Origin of the sequence: Kosakonia sp. BYX6 (assembly GCF_038449125.1) — a bacterium.
GTDB lineage: Bacteria > Pseudomonadota > Gammaproteobacteria > Enterobacterales > Enterobacteriaceae > Kosakonia > Kosakonia calanthes.
The window spans coordinates 321429-341246 of record NZ_CP151800.1; the positions used below are offsets into that span (position 1 = coordinate 321429).

Sequence of the window (19818 nt, forward strand, 5' to 3'; positions counted from 1 at the left end):
GATGACGGATTACATCGCAGCCCGTATTGACGACCCGCTGATTCACAGCTCGGCGCTGGCTGACTTTGTTGGCGGGCTGGTGGAAGGGGCGATCGTGCTTGGCGTGACGGCCGCTGTGAGCTTCTTCGCAGGCCCGATTGTCGCCGCAGTGGTTGTCACCGGGCTGATTTTCAGCGGTGGGCTGGAAGCCGTTGGTAACGCGGCCGGAAATCTGGTCGATAGCCTGATAGACCCTGGGCCGCCGGATGCGCAAATCGTCTCCGGATCGGACGATGTTCATATCATGGGCAAAAAAGCGGCGCGCGCCGCCGCAACCGTGGATCGCGATTATTTGAACAGCCTCGCCGCCGCGCCGGATGACGAAAGTATCGACTGGGCGGCGATGGGCGCGTTAGCCCTTGCGAGCGCGGCTGCGGTTATGAAAACCGCAATGAACCCTACGGCGGCTTTACTCTCTGTTGCCGAGCGCGCCAGCCATCTCACCCTGGACGATATGAAAAAGTGGGGCTCGAACCTGTGGGATGACTTAACGCAACCGACAGTAGAAAGCGCCAGCCCGTATGCCTCACCGATGCCAAAAGATAACGTTGACTGTAAAAAAGGCCATGCGGTCACCAGCAGCAACTTTGTCGCTCAAGGTTCGAGAACCGTCTTAATCAATAACCAACCTGCGGCGCGCAATGGTGAGAAAAGTACCTGCGAAGCCGAAATCAAAGTCAGCGAGAACCCGCGCGTGCGCATTGGCGGCGAGACCATTACGGTGCGCGATATTCGCAGCGGTAAAAACCAGCTGGCATATCTGCTGGGGAACATACTGGGCAGCGCCGGTTTGGGATTGCTGTCGCGCCTGGCCCGGTTGGCCTGTGAACGCATGCTTGTGCGCGGGCTTTTAAAAGAGATCATCTGTCCGCTCGGCGGCATCGCTGCTTCGGAGATCATCTCCGCGACGGTGCTCAGCGCGGCGAATACCGCCTACCCGGTGAACATTGCCAGCGGCGCAAAAATCCTCGCCAAAGAAGACGATCTCGACTTTATTCTGCCGGACCGCATGCCGCTCTACTGGCAGCGCATCTACAACAGCCGTAACCGCGTCACTGGCATGTTAGGCACCGGCTGGATGCTGCCGTTCGAAACACGGCTTTATCGCCTGCCTGATAACCAGTTGATCTTCCGGGATATGAGCGGGCGTGAGCTGGGGCTGGGTGAAGTGTTGAGTGGCGATATGATTGTCTTCCCGGAAGATGGCCTGAAGCTATTTTCCAGCCCAAACGGCGCGATGGTGATTCAGACTGGCGAAGGCGAGCATCAAGTTTATGAACCGGACCCTACTCGTCCCGGCGAATGGCGCATGCACCGCATATATGACCGCCACGAAAATGCCCACTATTTTAGCTGGAACGAACAGGGGCAACTGGTGCGCATCTCCAGCGATAACGAAGCGTTGGATGTCGAGCTGGAATACGAAGCGCAGTTCAAGCGCTTAAACGCGGTTTATCAGATTTACGAAGGCGCGCGCCATTTGTTGGTTTCCTATCGCTATAACGAACAGGGGCAACTGATCGCTGTTACCGACGCCGACGATATCGTGATCCGCCAGTTTGGCTGGGATCGCGCCAGCGATATGCTGGCCTGGCACCGTTTTTCAACGGGCTTAACGGTGCATTATCAATGGCGACCCACTGTAGATTCTCGCCACTGGCGCGTGAGCGCTTACCAGGTCCATGACGAACAAGACGCGGTGCTGGAAAAGTGGCGCATCGACGCCGATGAAACAAAGCGTTACGCCAGAGTCAGTAACGATGAAGGTGTGGTCAGCGAGCATCACTGGGATGAGATCTATCGCATCACGCGCTATACCGATGTGCATGGCGGCAAGTGGCAGTTTAACTGGGCGGGAAAATCCGAACAGTTGCTGGCCGTTGTGCAGCCGGACGGCGGACGTTGGGAGTATGCCTGGGACGAACGCGGCAACATGATGCTGGAGCGCGACCCGCTGGATCGCGCGACAATGAAAACCTGGCATCCGCTCTATGATTTCCCGCTAAAAGAGGTGCTGCCGGACGGCGCTGTCTGGCAGTACGAATACAACCTGACGGGCGATGTGGTCGCGCTGACCGATCCAGAAGGCGGCGTCACCCGTTTCGAGTGGAACGGCCAGGGTGACTTAACCCTGCGCATTGATGCGCTGGAGAACAGCCACCGCTTTTGGTGGGATGAGCTTGGGCAACTGATCCGCGAACAGGATTGCTCCGGCTACCAGAGCCGCCGCCAGTACGATGCTGCCGGGCGATTGATACTCACCACCGATCCGCTGGGTAACACCGAACACTACCGTTGGAGCGCGGCATCACGTCTACAAACGTTTGTCCGCGCCGACGGCCGGGAAACGCTGTTCCGCTACAACAACACCGGGTTGCTGTGCGGTCAGAGCATTGACGGCATAAGCGAGCGGAAAGTGACGCTCAATGCGCGCGGCCAGGTGACGGAAGCCATCGATCCTGCCGGGCATGTGACGCGTTTTCGCTTCAACCGCGCGGGTCGCCTGGTGACGCTGACCAATGCCAACAATCAGGATTGGCGTTTCGACTACACGCCAGCCGGGCTATTGTCGCGCCAGTACGATTACGCCGGGCGACGGACGGAATATCACTACAACGCCGCGCAGCAGGTCGCCACGCTGGTGCGCCATCCCGCCAGTGGCAGCAGTTTGCCGCCGCAGGTAATGAATTATGAATACGACACCATCGGACGCTTAACGGCGCGGGAAACCGGGCAGCACCGCACCGAGTACCGTTACAGCGCGCTGGCGACGGAAATCCGCCGGTATGCCTACAGCGAGTGGCGGCAGTCGGTCATTGAGATGCGTGAGCCGGAGAATGGCGAACTCATTGTCCTTGAGCGCAACAAACTCGGCGATCTGGTGAGCGAGGAGAATCATTCCGGTAAGTATCAACACCAGTACGACGTGCTAAGTAACCTGAGTGCCACCACTTTTCCGGACGGACGTCAGTTGCAGTTCCTGCGCTACGGTACCGGGCATCTGCTGGAGATGCAGCTGTTGTTTGGCGGCCAGACACTGCCCGTTACCAGCTATCAGCGCGATAAGCTGCACCGGGAAACGCACCGCACGATGGGCGCGCTGGATCTGGAAACGCAGTACGACATCGCCGGGCGCATTACGCAGCGCCACTGCACAGACAATGCGCGCCAGCGTCTGGTCTTTGAGCGCCGCTATCAGTGGGATCGCGCCGACCAGATAATCCGCCGGATGATCACCGATGGCGCACCGGCGACCCCGGCAGAGAAGTACCGTCAGTCGCTGTGGGGCTACGATGCCGCAGGCCGCATGACAAAAAGCATGCAGCCTGGCGGGGAAGAGCGTTTCTGGTACGACGCGGCGGATAACCGCACAACGCCGGATTTACAGCCGGTGTGGAATAACCTGCTGAGGCGCCTCGACGGCGTGCGCCGGGAGTATGACGGATTCGGCCGCATGACAGAGCGCCATGACGCTCATCGCGGCGTCACACAGCGTTACAGCTATGACGACGAGCACCGTATCAGCCAGGTCATCATTGATGGCGATACGGAGTTCACGAAAGCCGAATACCGTTACGACGCGCTCGGTCGCCGCACGGAAAAACAGGTCTGGCGTCGCCACGCCCGCAAACCTGAACGCACACAGTACGCCTGGTCCGGTCTGCATATGGTGGGTGAAAGCAGCGACAGCAATCCGGATGCGTCAGTGCAGTATGTCTATACTGAAAACAGTTATGAACCGCTGGCGCGTATCGACAACCACGGGCAGCATGCGGAAGTTTACTGGTATCACACGGAGCTGAACGGCCTGCCGGAAAGCGTCACCGACAGCAGCGGCGACACCGTATGGCGCGGGGCATCAACGGCCTGGGGCCGCAGCCTGCGGGAAAGCGCCTCTGCCGCGTGGGATACGCCGCAGAACCTGCGCTTCCAGGGCCAGTACCTGGACCGTGAAACGGGCCTGCATTACAACACCTTCCGCTACTACGACCCGAGCGGCGGATGTTACACCCAGATGGACCCGATAGGGCTGCTGGGTGGGTTGAACACGTATACGTATGTCGTGGATCCGCTGGTGTGGGTGGATCCGTTGGGGTTGGCTGGCTGCAATGCACGATATCCTTCAAGAAAAGCTGCGCTGAGAGCCGCCAAAAGGGATGCTGGTATACCAATGAAACAACAGCCAGTTGCTGTGAAGAAAGTTCAGCTAACAGATAGAGATGGACACGCTATAAAAGATGATAATTTTAATGTTTTGGAGTCAAGGGAGTATCATTTTGCACAGCATGATGGTTCAAAAATAGTTATTCAAGAACATTCTGCTGGTCATATATACGGCCCTCCGGGAACGCCAGGAAATCAAGGGGCACACTTTAATCCGCGGCCATTTAATCCTATAACTGGAGATGGCATGAGGAACGGTTCTGTTCACGGAACATATGACCATTATGAGTACTAGCGAGGAATATTGTATGTGGTTTGATACTGCGCATGGCAAAGAAAAAATTAAATTCATGTTCAACAATGAATTAGCTCTAGATAATATTGAATTTGAAAGTTTTCAATTTTATGACCAGTCAAAAGTAAGATTGTGCTTTAACTCAAGAAATATACCTTCAAGAGTTCCAGAAAAATGGAAAATAAATAATTTCAATGGATTGTCAATAACTTTATCTTTTATAGGCTTAATTCAATTCGATATGGTGGGATCGCGCATTGGATTTGAATGTTCTCCTATAATTGAGAACACGGGGGATGTAATTTTTGCGAAAATAGAAGATGAAAGAAAAAATTTTCGGTTGAGTTTATCAGCAGAAGTCATGGTTATAGATTCGATAGAGCCATATTTAGATCAAAGATGGAAATGATCCGATAAGGATCTCATTGGTTTTATTCGCTCAAGCAATATCTTCCGCTACTGGTATTTAGTATCGGAAGATTTGATGGTTGTTTTTATAGGCCTTGCATATGATGCAGGCAGAAAAACCAATGTTTCCAATATGATATGGCTGTTTATATTTTACATAAACCCAATGAATTTTGGTGGTCATAATAAATAAAAACTCACTAATTTGGTTCAAATAAAAATAGTTAATATAATGATCTTTTTAATTAATTTTTTTACTTTTTATTTGTTGTGGAATAAATATCGTCAATTAGATGAGTATAAATAGATAAGCGAAGATTCAAGATTTTAAGGTTTCAACATATTGGACGACTGGTTCAATGGTTTATATGACATCCAACCAACTGAAGTGTATATTGAATGTTTCTATGCTTTGATGAGGCTCAGTTTTGACTCAGGATATGAACCTGAAGGACAGCCTGACGGAGAGTTTATCTTGATTCCCCAAAGAAATGGCTGTAATAAAAATCAAAATAACAGGCGGTGTTGAAGTCAGTATTAATATTATGAGGTACTTCATGTCGTTGGGTTTACATATAAAATGTGAAGATAAACTGTTTCAGTTAGAAATCAGTGAGTCGTTGCATTCTTCTATCTTTTCTAACTCTACAAGATGGAGTTGTTTTAAACAGTTACGAAAAATAAAAGACTAGTATTGTGCAGATTGTTTATTCAAAAAAATGAAGCAGCTTTATTTATTAGCGAGTTCATTAATATTTGTGAAGAAAATTCAATTAGTGAGGATAAGGTTAATGAAATTAGTGAGTTAATTAAAGGAAGAAAAATAGATTATATAAGGGTCAGCGGCGATTAATAAAACAAAGCCGAAAGCAGACTTGAGATTACTTTTTGCTTTATTATTTGATTGATGAAATGGCAGTTAGGATTAGGATGAATATGTATGATTAATGTAATTCAACTTTGAAGTTGCTTGGATGTGTAAGCAGTATTCTATTTTTAATGTTGATTATATCCTGCCAGGTGGGTCAATGATGTTGGAATGGATAATTCTAAAATGTTTAGTATAGGGTAATTTCAAGTTACAATGGTGTAATAAAAAACTTTATTATGAGAATAAGTGATAAGGATCTTAAGCGAAAAAAAACACATACTTATGTTATTGAAAAATATCACTCGTCATTACCATGATAAAATAGAGAATATTAATATTTTTAGAAATGTAAAGTTAGGAAATAAAATAAATTTAGGGGGAGATGTGTTCTGATGAGAAGGGTTTTATTTAATGTCACCTAGCAGTTTTTAGAAAAACTTAATATCATTAATGTTGAGCTCAAAGTTTTTGTGACTAGGTATTTATAATGCGAATAAAATTTATATATTCAAATATAGCTTTGCATGTTTCATTGATAAATTTCAGTAAAAGCGATTTGTGATTTTTTATGATAATCATTATACTGTTTCTGAAAATCAAAATAATAAAATTCAGCGTTCCTTAGAAGGTGTTAGATTATAATAATTAAAAATTTTGGAAGTATAAAAGATGTTGTTGTAAATGATGAAAGCATAATATTTCTTGATAAAGTTATTGTGAATGACATCATTGTGTGAAAATTAATTGATAAAATCATCAGTAAAACTCATGATAGATTTTCGATTGATATCATCGCGTCTAACCTTCAGGACTCTTTTTATTTTCCATTTAAACCCTGGAGAGAAATACTATGACCTTGAATGAAGAAATTAAAGAACAAGTGATTCAATTGTGTGGTTGCAAGGCAATAGTTGATGACTGGGGGGAGGTTGCTGATGAATTATCACGTTCTTTTGAGTGGGTTGGGTCAAAAATACGTTGGTCTACAGTGAAAGCGCACAAAAGCTCAGAATTAAAAGGCGGGTACAATAATTGGCTTGACCAAATAAAAGAATTCATTTCTATTAGCGATATAGATAGTGAAATTAATAATAGCGATGAAATTTATTACATTAATGACTCGTCGCTGGATTTTTCGGTGCATATTGAACCCTCTCTATTCTATTCTTTTCTTGATTTAGTTATCAAAAATATTCCTCAGCATCATTATTTCTTCGATAAAGAAAAAAAATGGTGTTTGGTAGTGAGTTCCGAGGCTTATGTCGATTTCGGATTTCCAAATTAGCCAGCTAGTTTTTTCGAAGAGGTAAATTTAAAATGCTAAGTCGGATTTTTTCGGCTTTTGCCTTTTAAAAACATATTTTTGGCATTCGAATAATATGCAACGAAGGGCGCTAAATAGAGGCACGATAAGATGTCTTCTGATATAAGCAAGCTACAAAAACCAGAAAGTAACATTAAACTATCCCTCTCAGCCAACTGATAATCACTAATTATGGCACTCAGAAAACAGCCATAAGCCGCTGGCGCGTATCGACAGCCACGGGCAGCATGCGGAAGTTAACTGGTATCACACGGAGCTGAACGGCCCCGGCGGGAAAGTGTCTCTGCCGCGTGGAATACGCCGCAGAACCTGCGCTCCAGGGTCTGCATCTGGACTGAGAAATGGGATACTTACAGTTCGACCCGGCGATCAATGCGCCATCCGGCAAAATAACAACAAGGAAAACAATGGACACGGCTGAATTTTTCGCGCAACTCGCGCAGCAATTGCTGCTCTCTGCGCCGCTCTTTTTATTGATTGCGCTAGGTTACTGTCTGGGACGCTTCGCGGGTTGGCCGGAATCGGTTAACGAAGGGCTAAACCGCTTCTGTTTCAACGTGGCGATCCCCTGCATGTTGTTCAACGTCATGAGCAAGTTCTATGAAAGCCCGCCGGTGGATGTCCGTCTGCTGATCGCCTATTTCGGCACCTGCTTTGTTATCTACATTATTGGGCGCATCGTGGCGAAAAGCGTCTTTCGCCTGGACTCCATCTCCGCCTCAGTGTTTGGCCTGGCGGGCATCTTCTCCAACAATGTCATGCTCGGCATCCCCGTCGCCATTATCCTGCTTGGTCCCACAAGCCTCGCGTCGGTGGCGCTGGTGTTGGTGTTTAATAGCCTGATTTTATGGACGCTGGTCACCGTGTCGGTGGAGTGGGCGCAAAACGGCAGCTTCTCTCTGCGCGGCATCGGAAAAACACTGGTCAGTGTGCTGCGAAACCCCATTATCATCGGCATCTTCACCGGTTTTATCTGGAGCTTCGCGCTGCACCGCCCGGTGCCGCAATTTCTCGCTAGCCCCATCGGCATGGTCGCGCAGGTCGCCGCACCCTTAACCTTAATCACGCTGGGCATGAGCCTGTCGCGCTATCAAATCCGCAAAGGTCTGCGCGAAAGCAGCGCCATCGGCCTGTTGAAACTGGTCTTGATGCCGGGGCTTATCTGGTTGCTGGCGTATCTGCTGCATCTGCCGCGCGAAGAGAGCCAGGTGGTGGTGTTATTAGGGTCGATGGCGGTCGGAGTGAATGTCTATCTGATGGCGCAAAAATTCCACGTATTACAAGGCGCAACCGCCACCAGCATGTTGCTTTCCACCATTCTTTCAACAGTCACCACGCCGCTGTTTATGATCCTGATGGGCCATTTTTATCCCGATTGGCCCTAAGGATAATCTGGCTTTTTTCGCTGACCTCTTGCATTCATTCACCCGGTTTTTGTATAAATAACCAACTATATAACCCGTTATATATTTCAAAAGGTGACTAATGGATATTCTTTCTGATATGCCCTACGCCTTTCTCGGCAGCCGCTTAAAACGGCTTGCCGAGCAGATGCAGGCGGAGGCCAGCGCGCTGGTACAAAATACCGGGATTCATGTTCCTCCCGGGCTGTACCCGGTGCTCATGGTGCTGGATAAGCAGCCCGGCCTGACCATCAGCGAACTGGCGCGTTACGCGCGAGTTAGCCAGCCTGCCATGACCAGCAGCATCAATCGGTTAATCCGCGCTGGGCTGGTTCGCCGCCAAAGCGAAGATAACGACCGGCGAAAAACCTTCATCCGCTTAACGGCGGCGGGCAAAACGGCCATTGTGCAGGGTGAACAGGTGGCATGGCCGCTGCTGGGCAATGTGGTTCAGGAACTGACCGCCGGGCTTTCCGGCAATTTTATTGAGCAGATCACGCAGATTGAAAAGCGGCTCGCCGAGCGCTCTTTACCGGAACGGGGCGAGCGTTATATCAACCTCGATCTGCGCCCGATGGCGGAAAATGAAATACCCGCTGTCGTCTCGTTGTTGAACCGCGCTTACCGCAGCGGTGGCGAGGAAGCGGGCTGGACAACCGAAGCCGGTCTGCTTGATGGCGAACGGATGAGTGAACAAACGCTGCGCGAGGAGCTGGCCGATAAACCCCATGCGACAGTGCTGGTGTGGAAAACCGCCAACGGCATTAACGGCTGTGTGTGGGTCGAACCGGTGGAAAATGACGTGTGGTATCTCGGTTCGCTGGCGATCACGCCGTCGCTGCAAAATGCGCAATACGGTCGGCGTTTACTCGCGGCGGCCGAGCAGTGGTGCCGGTTGCGCGGCGGTAAAACCGCCCAGATGACCGTGCTGCAAGTGCGCGATTCGCTGATCGCCTGGTATCTGCGCCGTGGCTATCGCCGCACCGGCGAAACCGAGCCGTTTCCCACTGACGATACGCGGTTCGGCATCCCGACCCAGCCGGGGCTACTGTTTGACGTGCTGACCAAATCCCTCGTCTAATGCAGCAAATTTGCCGGAAGCCCAATAAAGACTTCCGGCAAACCGTTTACTTCGCGAGATCGTCGAGCAACGCCTGGTGGAATTTCACCGGGTCCTGCATCTGCGGCGCATGGCCCAACCCGTCGAACTCAACCAGCCGGGCGTTAGGGATCAGTTTGGCCGCTTCTTTGCCAAGAACCTGATAGTTGCCGACCGCTTTTTTCACTTCCGGCGGCGCGCTGTCGCTGCCGGGCGCGGTGGTATCGCCAGTGCCGATAAACAGCGTGGTCGGCACGCGCAAGTCCTTGAATTCATAAACCACCGGCTGGGTATAGATCATTTCGTAGATCAGCGCCGAGTTCCAGGCCACACGCTGTTTGCCCGGCCCGCTGTTTAACCCCGCCAGCATCTCCACCCATTTATCGTATTCCGGTTTCCATTGGCCCATGTAATAGGTCTTTTGCTCATAGGCCTTGATGCTTTTCGCTGTGGTTTTCAGCTCGCGTTGATACCACTCATCCACATTACGATACGGCACGCCTTTCGCTTTCCAGTCTTCCAGCCCGATCGGGTTGACCAGCACCAGCTTTTGCGTCTCCTGCGGGTACATCAGCGCATAGCGCGTCGCCAACATGCCGCCGGTGGAGTGGCCGATAATCACCGCTTTTTTCACGCCAAGCTGCGACAGCAGTTGATGCGTATTTTGGGCGAGTTGCTGGAAGCTGTATTGGTAATGCGTGGGCTTTGTCGAGGTACAAAAGCCGATTTGATCGGGAGCAATCACCCGGTAACCGGCGTTGTGCAGCGCGGTGATGGTGCTCTCCCAGGTCGCGGCGCAAAAGTTTTTGCCATGCAGCAGCACGGCGGTTTTACCATTGGGTTTATCGGCCTGAATATCCATATACCCCATGCTTAGGGGCTGCTGTTGTGACTGAAAATCGATGTGTTTAACCGGCCATGGGTAATGGAAACCTTCCAGTTGTTCGCCATAACCCGCCGCATGCGCCGCGCCGGTCAATAGCAGGGAAAGCAGCAAAAAACGGCCAACGGAACGTCGCATAATCTCTCCTTAACAGGCTGCCCGGCGAGCGGGCAGCAACCGGGTCAGACGATATCGTCCACCACACCGCCATCCACGCGCAGCGCAGCGCCAGACGTCGCCGATGCCTGTTTCGAGCAGACATACACCACCATATTCGCCACTTCCTCAACCGTGGCGGCACGCTGGATAACCGAACTTGGTCGGTTCGCCATCACAAACGCTTTCGCCACCGTTTCCAGCGACTTGCCGGTTTTGTCGATTTCTTCTTGCATCATCGCGGCAAAACCGTCCGACATCGTTGGCCCAGGCAATACACTGTTCACCGTTACGCCGCTACCGGCGACATACTTCGCCAACCCGCGCGCCAGCGAAAGCTGCGCCGTTTTGGTCACGCCATAATGAATCATATCCGCCGGAATATTGCGCGCGGATTCCGAAGAGATAAACACCACGCGTCCCCAGCCTTTTTTCACCAAGTTAGGCAGCAACGCACGCGCCAGGCGAACCCCGGACATGACGTTGGTTTGCCAGTAATTTTCCCAGGTTGCATCGTCGGTCTCGTAAAAGTCTTTCGCGCCATAAATCCCGGCGTTATTGACCAGGATATCCGCGTCCGACGCGGCTTTCAGCAGCGCATCCACGCCCTGCGCGGAGCCGAGATCGGCAATGGCGGTGCGCACTTTCGCGCCCGGCACCTGCTTCGCCAGCGCCTCTTTCGCCTTCGTTACCGACGCTTCGCTGCGCCCGTTGAGAATCACTTCTGCGCCGCTTTCCGCCAGCCCTGTTGCAATCGCCAAACCAATGCCGCCCGTCGATGCGGTCACCAGCGCCACTTTGCCGCTCAGATCAATCTTCATCGCCTGCTCCTTGAGTTGATGGATTTAACAAATCATTAAGCCTGGCACATGCGCGACGCGAAAGTTGCCAATTATTGCGCAATAACGCGGCGACACTGGCTTATGCCATTCCCGGCATTCCTTTGCTGATTTTATTACTTCCCTGCGCCAGGCGGGGCCAGGAAGATAAACACTCTCCTTCCGGCAACAGGGATTCGCCAATGCTCGCCATTCACACCCCGCAGACCTGGTTTCATCACGCTGGTATTCGTCATGACGCCGGGAAATACATTTCGTCGCTCACGCAACATATTTTGATTATTACCAGCGCACAGGCCTGGGCACGGGTGAATCCGGCGCTGGAGAGCAGCTTGCGCGCCAGCGGGATCAAATGGCAGACGGAAATCATGACCGGCTACTGTACCGACGCGCGCGTGGCGCATTACGCGAAACGCGCGCGCAAACTGGGGGCGACGTTTATTGTCGGTGTTGGCGGAGGAAGGGTGCTGGACACCGCCAAAGCGGTGGCGGATGTGATTGACGGCGGGGAGTCGATAACCCTTCCGACGGTGGCGTCGACCTGCGCGGCCTGGTCGCCGCTGGCGGTGTTTTACACCGAAGAGGGCGGGCAAATCCGCAGCCAGCCGCTGAACACGCTGCCAAAACGGGTGCTGGTGGACAGCGAAATTATCGCGCAAAGCGATGTGCGTTATTTGAAAGCGGGCATTGTCGATGCGCTGGCGAAATGGTACGAGTTCCGCCCCTATTTACAACACACGCCGCATAACCTGGCGCTGCAATTGAAAGTACACACCGCGCGCCTTGCGGTCGATGTGTATGAAAAGCACGGCGCGCAAGCGGTGTTGGATAATCAGGCGCACACCGTGACCGACGCGCTGGTGAATGTGATTGATGCCAATATTGCCCTCGCCGGAATGGCGAACAGCATTCGCGGCGAAATCCCCACACCCGGCGTGGCGCATGCCATACACAATCGCCTGACCTATGAGCCCGCATTGCGCGACTGGCTGCACGGCGAGCGGGTCGGCTACAGCTTGTTAGTTCAGTCGTTTCTGGAAAATGACAGCGATACGCCGGACGAAACGCTGCTGGCGTTGCTGCGCCAATACGATGCGCCGCTCACGCTGGCACCGCTGAAAGAGATTCGTCTCGCCGTGATTCAGGCGGTGGCGCGCAGTATCACCTTTCCGCGCGCGGCAGCCGAGCATTTGCCGTTCCCGCTGGAACCGGCACGCATTGAGCGGGCGCTGCGCCAGACAGAACAATTTTTCACTACCCGCTTTGCGGTGTAGCGCTACTCCTCTGTCGTCAGGCACTGCAAGTGGCCGTGGCGCACGCCGCGCTGGGCGATAACGTCATCGGCAAAATGCTGCACGTCGCCCATGTTGCCTTTCAACACGGCGATCTCCAGGCAGTCATTGTGGCTGATGTGCACATGCAAGGTGGCAACGGATACGTCGTGATGGTGGTGCTGCGTCGCGACAATCCGGCTCGCCAGGTCGCGCTTCTCATGCTCATACACATACGACAGCACGGCGTAGCCTTGCTTCTCACTGTCCTGGGTTGATTCCTGCGCCAGTGCGCCGCGCAAAATATCGCGCAGCGCTTCCGAACGGTTGTGGTAGCCGCGCCGTTGGCTGAGGTCATCCAGCGTAGCGAGTAGCTCATCGTCGAGCGTAATGGTTACGCGTTGCATCGCGGTGTCCTTATGCGTTGTGAAGGGAAGGCGGGCAGAACCGCCTGTTGCAGCGTTTGCCCCGCCGCCGAGGTAAAACGCAGCGGGGAAGTGACATCCCGCGTTTCGACGAGCGTGCCGTTTTCCATCACCATCACCCGCTGGCAAAAGCGCTCAACCAGACGTAAATCGTGAGTGATAAACAGGCACGCCACGCCGGAGCGCTGTTGCAGGCGCTTGAGCAGGTTGATTACCCCGGCCTGCAACAGCAGATCGAGGCTGGAAACCGCTTCGTCGAGAATAAGCAGCGTCGGTTCCACCGCCAGCGCCCGCGCAAGGCAAACGCGCTGCAATTGGCCGCCGCTCAACTGCGGCGGGCGCTTATCCAGCAAGGCGCTTTCCAGTTCCACCTCATCAAGTAACTGCGCAATGCGGTTGTCTTGCTCCGCCCGGGGCAGCGTGAGCAAGTGGCGCAGCGGTTCGCGCAGGATCTCGCGCACCGTCATGCGCGGGTTCACCGCGCTCACCGGATCCTGAAACACCAGTTGAATATCGCGGCGAAAGGCTTTGCGGGCATCGGATTTCAGGTGCGAAAGCAGCGTACCCTGCCAGCTAATCGTGCCTTCGTTGGGGGATTCCAGCCCAACCAGCAGACGCGCCAGTGTGCTTTTCCCGCAGCCGCTACGCCCAAGCAGCGCCACGCTTTCACCGCTTTTCAGCGCCAAAGAAATGTTATCCAGCACCGGTTGCTGGTGGTAAGCGTGAGAAACGCCGTCAACCGTCAGAATGTTCATTGCGCAAGCTCCATGCCGTATAGCGCCAAATGCGCTGCCACAAGTTGGCGAGTCAGCGGGTGTTGCGGCGCGTTGAACAGTGCCTCGACCGCGCCGCGCTCGATAATGCGCCCGTTATCCATCACCGCTACGTCATCCGCCAGACGCGCCACTACGCCCATATCGTGGGTCACCAGCAGCATGCCGGGCTGGCGCTCATGCACGATGGTTTCCAGCAAATCGAGGATTTTTGCCTGCGCGACGGCGTCCAGATCGGTAGTCGGTTCGTCGGCGACAATAAACGGCGCATCGCTGAGTAATGCCAGTGCAATCATCATCCGTTGCAGCATGCCGCCGCTCATCTCGAACGGATACAGGCCGAGTATGCGTTTCGCGTCATCCAGCCCGACGCTGTGCAGCGCGGCGATAAGCGTTTTGTCATCGGCCGGTTTGCCCAGCGCCTGGCAGGTTTCGCGCGCGTGCGCCGCCATCGTGCGCAGCGGGTTAAAGGCGCTGCGCGGGTTTTGCATCACCGTTGCCACCGTCACGCCGCGAAGCACCTGCGGGGAAACCGGTTGATGGTCGATGAGAATGCGCCCCGCCGTTTGCCGCACGCCTGGCGGCAGCACGCCGAGCGCCGCCGCGCAGGTCAGCGATTTCCCGCTGCCGCTACCGCCGACCAGCGCCAGTACGCGCCCGCGTTGCAAGGTTAGTGAGACATCCTGCACCAGCGGCCTTTCGGCATGCAGGGAGAGACTTTCAAGGCTCAGTTGTGCGGGCATCAGTGGGCGTGCTCCGTTGCCAGATGAGGGTCAAGATGGTCGCGCAGGGCATCGCCCACCTGGTTAAACGCCATCACGCTGATGAACAGCGCCAGCCCCGGCCAGAGCATTTGCAGCGGCTGCGTCCAGATGTATTGCCGCGCGTCGTTGATCATCACGCCCCACTCCGGCGTTGGCGCAGCCACACCCAGCCCGAGAAACGACATCCCCGCGACGTGCAGCATCATATGGCCGATGTCGAGTGTCGCCAGCACCAGCAGCGAAGGCACCACCGCACCCGCCAGATGGTCGCGAAACACCTGCACATAACTCGCACCGCTTAAGCGCGCCGCCAGCACGTACTCGCGGCTACGCAGGGAAATTACGAGGCTTCGCACCATGCGCGCGTACCAGGCCCAGTGGGAAAGGGCGATCGCGATAATCACATTGGTCAGCCCGGTGCCGAGCACACCGACCATAAAAAACGACAGGATCGAGGTGGGAAAGGTCATAAACACATCGGCGACGCGCATGATCGCCTGGTCAACGCGACCGCCGAGCAACCCGGCGCAGCCGCCGGCGGTGAGCCCCAGCGCCAGCACCAGCAACAGGCAAATCATCACTGAACCGAGCGACACGCGGGTCGCCGCCAAAAGCCGGGAAAAGATATCGCGCCCGAGGTGATCGGTGCCGAGCCAGTGTTCGCTGCCGGGCGGTAACAGGCGCGCGGGCAAATCAATGGCCTGCGGATCAAACGGCGTCCACCACTGGCAGGTGAGTGCAATCACCAGCAGTAATAGCAAAATCAGCAGCGCGAAACGCACCGGCCAGCGCGCGGATTTAAAAAAGTGCATCAGTGCGCTCCTTCATGGTGGCGAATGCGCGGATCGAGCGCGGCGCTGAGCAGATCGACAATCAAATTGCAGAGCACAAACACCATCACCATTACCAGCGTGAAACACTGGATAACCGGGTAGTCGCGGTTGAAGATGGCCGACACGGCATAGCGGCCGATGCCCGGCCACGCGAAGATGCTTTCGATGATCATCGTGCCGCCAATCAGCTCGCCAATGTGCATCCCCAGCGCGGTGATCACCGGCAGTGAGGCGTTGCGCAAAATGTGGTGCCGTTCGGTCTGTTTCTCGCTTAAACCGCGCAGCCGCGCCCAGGTGACATGGCGTTGCCCGGCGGCTTCCAGCATGCTGGCGCGCAGCAGGCGGGCGTTGATGGCCAGCGACATAAATGCAATCGACACGGCGGGTAAAATCAGATGTTGCCAGCCGCCGTAACCCAGCGCGGGCAGCCAGTGCAGGTGCACCGAGAAAAACATCACCAGCAGAAAAGCCAGCCAGAAATTAGGCATCGACACGCCGAGAAACGCCACCGCGCGCACCAGGAAATCCGGCAGCCCGTCGCGGTGACGCGCCGCCCAAATCCCCAGCGGCACCGACGTCAGCAGGATCAGCACTAACGCCGCGCCCGCCAGTTGCAGGGTGGCGGGCAAGAAATGCAGCACATCGTCGAGTACCGGGCGTTGTGTGGCATACGAGATGCCGAAATCCAGATGCAGCGCGCGCCACAACCAGTGGGCGTATTGGTCGATCAGCGGTTGATCGAGACCAAGTTGCACACGCGTTGCGGCAATCATGTCTGGCGTTGGCGGCAGGTTGGAAAGCCGTAGATAGTCCATCGCCGGATCCCCCGCGCCGAGGCGCAGCAGCAGGAAAATCACCACCGAAGCGGCGAAGATCATCGGGATCAGCAACAGCAAGCGCTTGAAGAAATAGCGGCTCATGGCGCTGCGTCCGGGGTTATCTGATCAAACGGGATCTCCGAGGCAATCGGCGCAAACGGGATCGTCCCCAGTTGCGGTTTTGCGACCACCATTGTTGAGACATAACTGATTGGCAGATAAACCGCGTCATTGTGCAGCCGGGTGAGAATGTCGCGGTACAGCGCCTGGCGCGCGGTTTCATCGCGGGTGGTCAGCACCTCGCCAATCTCTTTGTCGATAAGCGCCTTGTCCGGCAAACCCAGTTGCGCCTGATAATCGGCGTGAGACGGTACGCGCATTGAACTCATAAACGCATGCGGATCGTACGGCGCGCCCCAGGTGCGGTTGAAGATCATGCCGAAACGCCCATCGCGCTGGCGGGCGTAAATGCTGCTCTCCTCTTCGCCGACCAGCGCAATATCTACACCGATCTGGCGCAGGTCGGCCTGAATAATTTCCGCCATCGATTTGCTGAGCGCGTCGGTGCCGGTAAACGCCAGTTCGATATGCAGCGGTTTACCGGCTTTTTCGCGGATGGTTTTTCCGGCCGGCAACGTCCAGCCCGCGCTATCTAACAACGCTTTTGCCTGCGCGGGATTGTACTGGCGGGCTTTCAGGCCAATGTTGGCGTAAGGCACGCTCGGGGCGAACAGCGTGTCGGCGACGTGTTGCGTGCCATACAGCGCACCGTCAATCAGCGTTTTTTTATCCACCGCGTAATTCAGCGCTTCGCGTACCGCCTGCTCATTGGTGGGCGCGCGGGCAGAGTTGAGCGCCAGCATCACTGTTTCCACCGGTGCGGAAAGCTGCGTGTGCCAGGCCGGGTTCTGGCTGTAGCGGGCAAATGTATCCAGCGTCAGTAGCCCTTCGTTGCCGTACAGCAGATCGATATCGCCGGTTTCAAACGCCACCGCGCGGCTGGTGGGATCGGGGATCACGTTGATCACCACTTTGCCGATCGCCGGTTTTTCGCCCCAGTAGTGTTCATTGCGTACCATCACGTCATATTGGTTGAGGCGCGATTCCTGCAACACCCACGGCCCGGTGCCAATCGGTGCAACAATGCCGTTTTTGGTTTCGTGGTTTTTAAACTGCGACGGGGCGATAAAGCGAAACGGGCGGGGCAGGGCGAGTTCTTGCAGGAAAGGGTAGTAGGCGCTTTTGAGGGTGATTTGTAATGCGTTGGGGCTTAAGGCTTTGACGTCGGTTATCTGGTTTGCCAGTTCCAGCCAGGCGTGGCGCGGGCGATTATCCAGTACGGCGCGGAAGTTTTCTGCGGCGGCCTGGGCGTTAAACGGCTCGCCGTTGGAAAACTGCACCCCGTCGCGCAGGGTAAACACCCAGGTTTTGCCGTCCTCTGAGTGTTTCCAGCGGGTTGCCAGCCAGGGTTTTACGCTGCCGTCGGCCTGGTATTTCACCAGCGGTTCGTAAACCATGCTTTGCGCGAACATTTGATTCGGCGTGTAGAGATGCGGATTGAGCGGGCCAACATTGACTGGCCAGGCGGTGGTGAGGGTTTGCGGGGCCGCAGAAACGGCCAACGATGCGCAGAGCAGCAGCAGAGCGCCAGCTTTACGGTAACAAGACACGTTAGGCTTCCTGACGAAACGTCGGTAGCGAGAAAAGTATGACGATTTTAATTATTCATCATACGAATGGTATGTTCTGGATCAAAAGGCATGTGATTAGTAGGGAATTGGCATTTTGTTGCAAAACGGATAAACGCCGGAGGGTGATAAGAATATAAACAGAGTGATTGCCTGCGTTACCAGGGTATTAACGTTAAGCGTTCTACTGAATTTGTCATAAATACGTCACGTGCTTAAATATATTCTCACTGCCAAAATGAAATAATAATTGCACAAACTCATTACTTTTTTTGGTGTTCGTTGTCGCGCCGTTTAATTAACACGGTTAATGCCGTTACCAACACTCAAACAGCGCGGTTTATTGCATTTTTTTGACATCGCTCACATCATAAGAATCATCGTAATAAAGTTAATTGATTGTTTAATATGACTTTTATTTAATCCTGAAATTCCCGGTTTTTCCCTTTTCTTAATCTTGTCCTAATATTTAATTGCTAATATTCACACGCCCGCTTTCATTGAAGATAAATTCGGGAAAAGCGCATTCATTATATTTTTGTTTAACTTCCATCCGCCATTTTACTCACAGGCCACTGCGTAACCGCGTGGCGATCCGTTAATGCGTCAATGACGCCAAGGAAAAATGATGAGTGATTTTTTACCGTTCTCACGCCCGTCGATGGGGGATGAAGAATTCGCCGCCATTCAGCAGGTGCTGGCTTCTGGGTGGATCACCACCGGCCCGAAAAATCAGGCACTGGAAGCCGCATTTTGTTCATTGACCGGCAACCGCCACGCCATTGCCGTGAGCTCGGCGACTGGCGGCATGCACGTGACATTAATGGCGCTCGGCATTGGCGCCGGTGATGAAGTGATCACACCGTCAATGACCTGGGTTTCCACGCTCAACATGATCGTGCTGCTGGGCGCGACGCCGGTGATGATCGATGTCGACAACGACACCTTGATGGTTACGCCCGAAGCGATTGAAGCGGCGATCACGCCGCGCACCAAAGCGATCGTGCCGGTGCATTACGCGGGCGCTCCGGCGGATCTCGATGCCATTCGTGCTATCGGTGAAAAGCACGGCATTGCGGTGATTGAAGATGCTGCACATGCGGCGGGGACGTACTACAAAGGCCAGCACGTTGGTGCACGCGGCACCGCCATTTTCTCCTTCCACGCGATCAAAAACATGACCTGCGCCGAAGGCGGGCTGGTAGTGACGGACGACGAGCAGCTGGCGAACCGCATTCGCAGCCTGAAATTTCACGGTCTTGGCGTCGATGCTTTTGACAGACAGAGCCACGGCCGCGCGCCACAGGCCGAAGTGATCTCGCCGGGTTTCAAATACAACCTCGCCGATATCAATGCCGCCATCGCGTTGGTTCAGCTCGAAAAACTGCCTGCGGCCAACGCCCGGCGTCACGACATCGCCCAACGTTATTTACAGGAACTGGCGGATACGCCGTTTCAGCCGCTGGCGCTGCCCGCCTGGGCGCATCAGCACGCCTGGCATCTGTTTATTATTCGCGTCGATGAACAGCGCTGCGGCCTGTCTCGCGACGCATTGATGGAAAACCTGAAAGCGCAGGGCATCGGTACTGGCCTGCATTTTCGCGCGGTACATACGCAAAAATACTACCGCGAACGCTTCCCCGTCTCTTTACCCCATACGGAGTGGAACAGTGCGCGTATCTGTTCGCTGCCGCTTTTCCCGGATATGACCCATGACGACACAACCCGCGTCATTACTGCACTTAAGCAAATTGCAGGGCACTGA

General features: G+C 54.1%; 15 protein-coding genes. 7 read left to right on the forward strand and 8 right to left on the reverse strand.

Annotated features, from left to right (window positions below):
* Window position 1 precedes the first annotated feature (1 nt).
* The 5 genes from AAEY27_RS01330 to AAEY27_RS01350 all read left to right on the forward strand — a co-directional run bounded on the left by AAEY27_RS01330 (window position 2) and on the right by AAEY27_RS01350 (window position 9585).
* Complete coding sequence (locus tag AAEY27_RS01330) at window positions 2-4498, forward strand: RHS repeat-associated core domain-containing protein (protein ID WP_342323171.1); 4497 nt, start codon at window positions 2-4, stop codon at window positions 4496-4498.
* A 13-nt stretch (window positions 4499-4511) separates the two neighbouring features.
* Window positions 4512-4907: an Imm50 family immunity protein gene (locus tag AAEY27_RS01335; protein ID WP_342323172.1), complete on the forward strand. Its 396-nt coding sequence runs from the start codon at window positions 4512-4514 to the stop codon at window positions 4905-4907.
* 1720 nt (window positions 4908-6627) lie between these two features.
* Window positions 6628-7062 (forward strand): type IV secretion protein Rhs, encoded by a 435-nt coding sequence (locus tag AAEY27_RS01340; RefSeq protein WP_342323173.1) that lies wholly within the window; start codon window positions 6628-6630, stop codon window positions 7060-7062.
* Between the two features lie 446 nt (window positions 7063-7508).
* Window positions 7509-8486, forward strand: coding sequence for an AEC family transporter (locus AAEY27_RS01345; protein ID WP_342323174.1), 978 nt, complete (start codon window positions 7509-7511; stop codon window positions 8484-8486).
* A 100-nt stretch (window positions 8487-8586) separates the two neighbouring features.
* On the forward strand, window positions 8587-9585 hold the full coding sequence (locus tag AAEY27_RS01350; RefSeq protein WP_342323175.1) for a bifunctional helix-turn-helix transcriptional regulator/GNAT family N-acetyltransferase: 999 nt from the start codon (window positions 8587-8589) through the stop codon (window positions 9583-9585).
* Between the two features lie 46 nt (window positions 9586-9631).
* On the opposite strand, the gene AAEY27_RS01355 is transcribed toward AAEY27_RS01350, so the two are convergent.
* Window positions 9632-10624: an alpha/beta fold hydrolase gene (locus AAEY27_RS01355; protein ID WP_342323176.1), complete on the reverse strand. Its 993-nt coding sequence runs from the start codon at window positions 10622-10624 to the stop codon at window positions 9632-9634.
* A gap of 44 nt (window positions 10625-10668) precedes the next feature.
* Window positions 10669-11463 carry an SDR family NAD(P)-dependent oxidoreductase gene (locus tag AAEY27_RS01360; RefSeq protein ID WP_342323177.1) on the reverse strand — a complete coding sequence of 265 codons (795 nt, stop codon included), beginning with the start codon at window positions 11461-11463 and terminating at the stop codon, window positions 10669-10671.
* 200 nt (window positions 11464-11663) lie between these two features.
* On the opposite strand from AAEY27_RS01360, the gene AAEY27_RS01365 reads away from it, so the two are divergent.
* Window positions 11664-12755, forward strand: coding sequence for an iron-containing alcohol dehydrogenase family protein (locus tag AAEY27_RS01365; protein WP_342323178.1), 1092 nt, complete (start codon window positions 11664-11666; stop codon window positions 12753-12755).
* 2 nt (window positions 12756-12757) lie between these two features.
* On the opposite strand, the gene nikR is transcribed toward AAEY27_RS01365, so the two are convergent.
* The 6 genes from nikR to nikA are packed head-to-tail and all read right to left on the reverse strand — an operon-like array spanning window position 12758 to window position 18035.
* Window positions 12758-13159 carry a nickel-responsive transcriptional regulator NikR gene (gene nikR / locus AAEY27_RS01370; protein ID WP_342323179.1) on the reverse strand — a complete coding sequence of 134 codons (402 nt, stop codon included), beginning with the start codon at window positions 13157-13159 and terminating at the stop codon, window positions 12758-12760.
* On the reverse strand, window positions 13147-13932 hold the full coding sequence (nikE, locus tag AAEY27_RS01375) for a nickel import ATP-binding protein NikE (RefSeq protein WP_342323180.1): 786 nt from the start codon (window positions 13930-13932) through the stop codon (window positions 13147-13149). The genes nikR and nikE overlap by 13 nt, the downstream gene beginning before the upstream one ends.
* A complete protein-coding gene (nikD, locus tag AAEY27_RS01380; protein WP_342323181.1) occupies window positions 13929-14693 on the reverse strand; it encodes a nickel import ATP-binding protein NikD in 765 nt (254 codons plus the stop codon). Before nikD ends, nikE begins: the two co-directional genes overlap by 4 nt.
* On the reverse strand, window positions 14693-15526 hold the full coding sequence (gene nikC, locus AAEY27_RS01385; RefSeq protein WP_342323182.1) for a nickel ABC transporter permease subunit NikC: 834 nt from the start codon (window positions 15524-15526) through the stop codon (window positions 14693-14695). Before nikC ends, nikD begins: the two co-directional genes overlap by 1 nt.
* A complete protein-coding gene (gene nikB, locus AAEY27_RS01390; protein WP_342323183.1) occupies window positions 15526-16467 on the reverse strand; it encodes a nickel ABC transporter permease subunit NikB in 942 nt (313 codons plus the stop codon). The genes nikC and nikB overlap by 1 nt, the downstream gene beginning before the upstream one ends.
* Entirely contained in the window at window positions 16464-18035 is a 1572-nt protein-coding gene (gene nikA / locus AAEY27_RS01395) for a nickel ABC transporter substrate-binding protein (protein WP_342323184.1), read from the reverse strand. Before nikA ends, nikB begins: the two co-directional genes overlap by 4 nt.
* A gap of 646 nt (window positions 18036-18681) precedes the next feature.
* On the opposite strand from nikA, the gene arnB reads away from it, so the two are divergent.
* On the forward strand, window positions 18682-19818 hold the full coding sequence (gene arnB / locus AAEY27_RS01400; protein WP_342323185.1) for a UDP-4-amino-4-deoxy-L-arabinose aminotransferase: 1137 nt from the start codon (window positions 18682-18684) through the stop codon (window positions 19816-19818).

Coding starts and splice junctions, on each gene's coding strand:
- AAEY27_RS01355 (WP_342323176.1), bottom strand. CDS start 10,624: ATGCGACGTTCCGTTGGCCGTTTTTTGCTGCTTTCCCTGCTATTGACC.
- AAEY27_RS01340 (WP_342323173.1), top strand. CDS start 6,628: ATGACCTTGAATGAAGAAATTAAAGAACAAGTGATTCAATTGTGTGGT.
- AAEY27_RS01345 (WP_342323174.1), top strand. CDS start 7,509: ATGGACACGGCTGAATTTTTCGCGCAACTCGCGCAGCAATTGCTGCTC.
- nikE (WP_342323180.1), bottom strand. CDS start 13,932: ATGAACATTCTGACGGTTGACGGCGTTTCTCACGCTTACCACCAGCAA.
- AAEY27_RS01330 (WP_342323171.1), top strand. CDS start 2: ATGACGGATTACATCGCAGCCCGTATTGACGACCCGCTGATTCACAGC.
- nikR (WP_342323179.1), bottom strand. CDS start 13,159: ATGCAACGCGTAACCATTACGCTCGACGATGAGCTACTCGCTACGCTG.
- nikD (WP_342323181.1), bottom strand. CDS start 14,693: ATGCCCGCACAACTGAGCCTTGAAAGTCTCTCCCTGCATGCCGAAAGG.
- arnB (WP_342323185.1), top strand. CDS start 18,682: ATGAGTGATTTTTTACCGTTCTCACGCCCGTCGATGGGGGATGAAGAA.
- nikB (WP_342323183.1), bottom strand. CDS start 16,467: ATGAGCCGCTATTTCTTCAAGCGCTTGCTGTTGCTGATCCCGATGATC.
- AAEY27_RS01360 (WP_342323177.1), bottom strand. CDS start 11,463: ATGAAGATTGATCTGAGCGGCAAAGTGGCGCTGGTGACCGCATCGACG.
- nikC (WP_342323182.1), bottom strand. CDS start 15,526: ATGCACTTTTTTAAATCCGCGCGCTGGCCGGTGCGTTTCGCGCTGCTG.
- AAEY27_RS01335 (WP_342323172.1), top strand. CDS start 4,512: ATGTGGTTTGATACTGCGCATGGCAAAGAAAAAATTAAATTCATGTTC.
- AAEY27_RS01350 (WP_342323175.1), top strand. CDS start 8,587: ATGGATATTCTTTCTGATATGCCCTACGCCTTTCTCGGCAGCCGCTTA.
- AAEY27_RS01365 (WP_342323178.1), top strand. CDS start 11,664: ATGCTCGCCATTCACACCCCGCAGACCTGGTTTCATCACGCTGGTATT.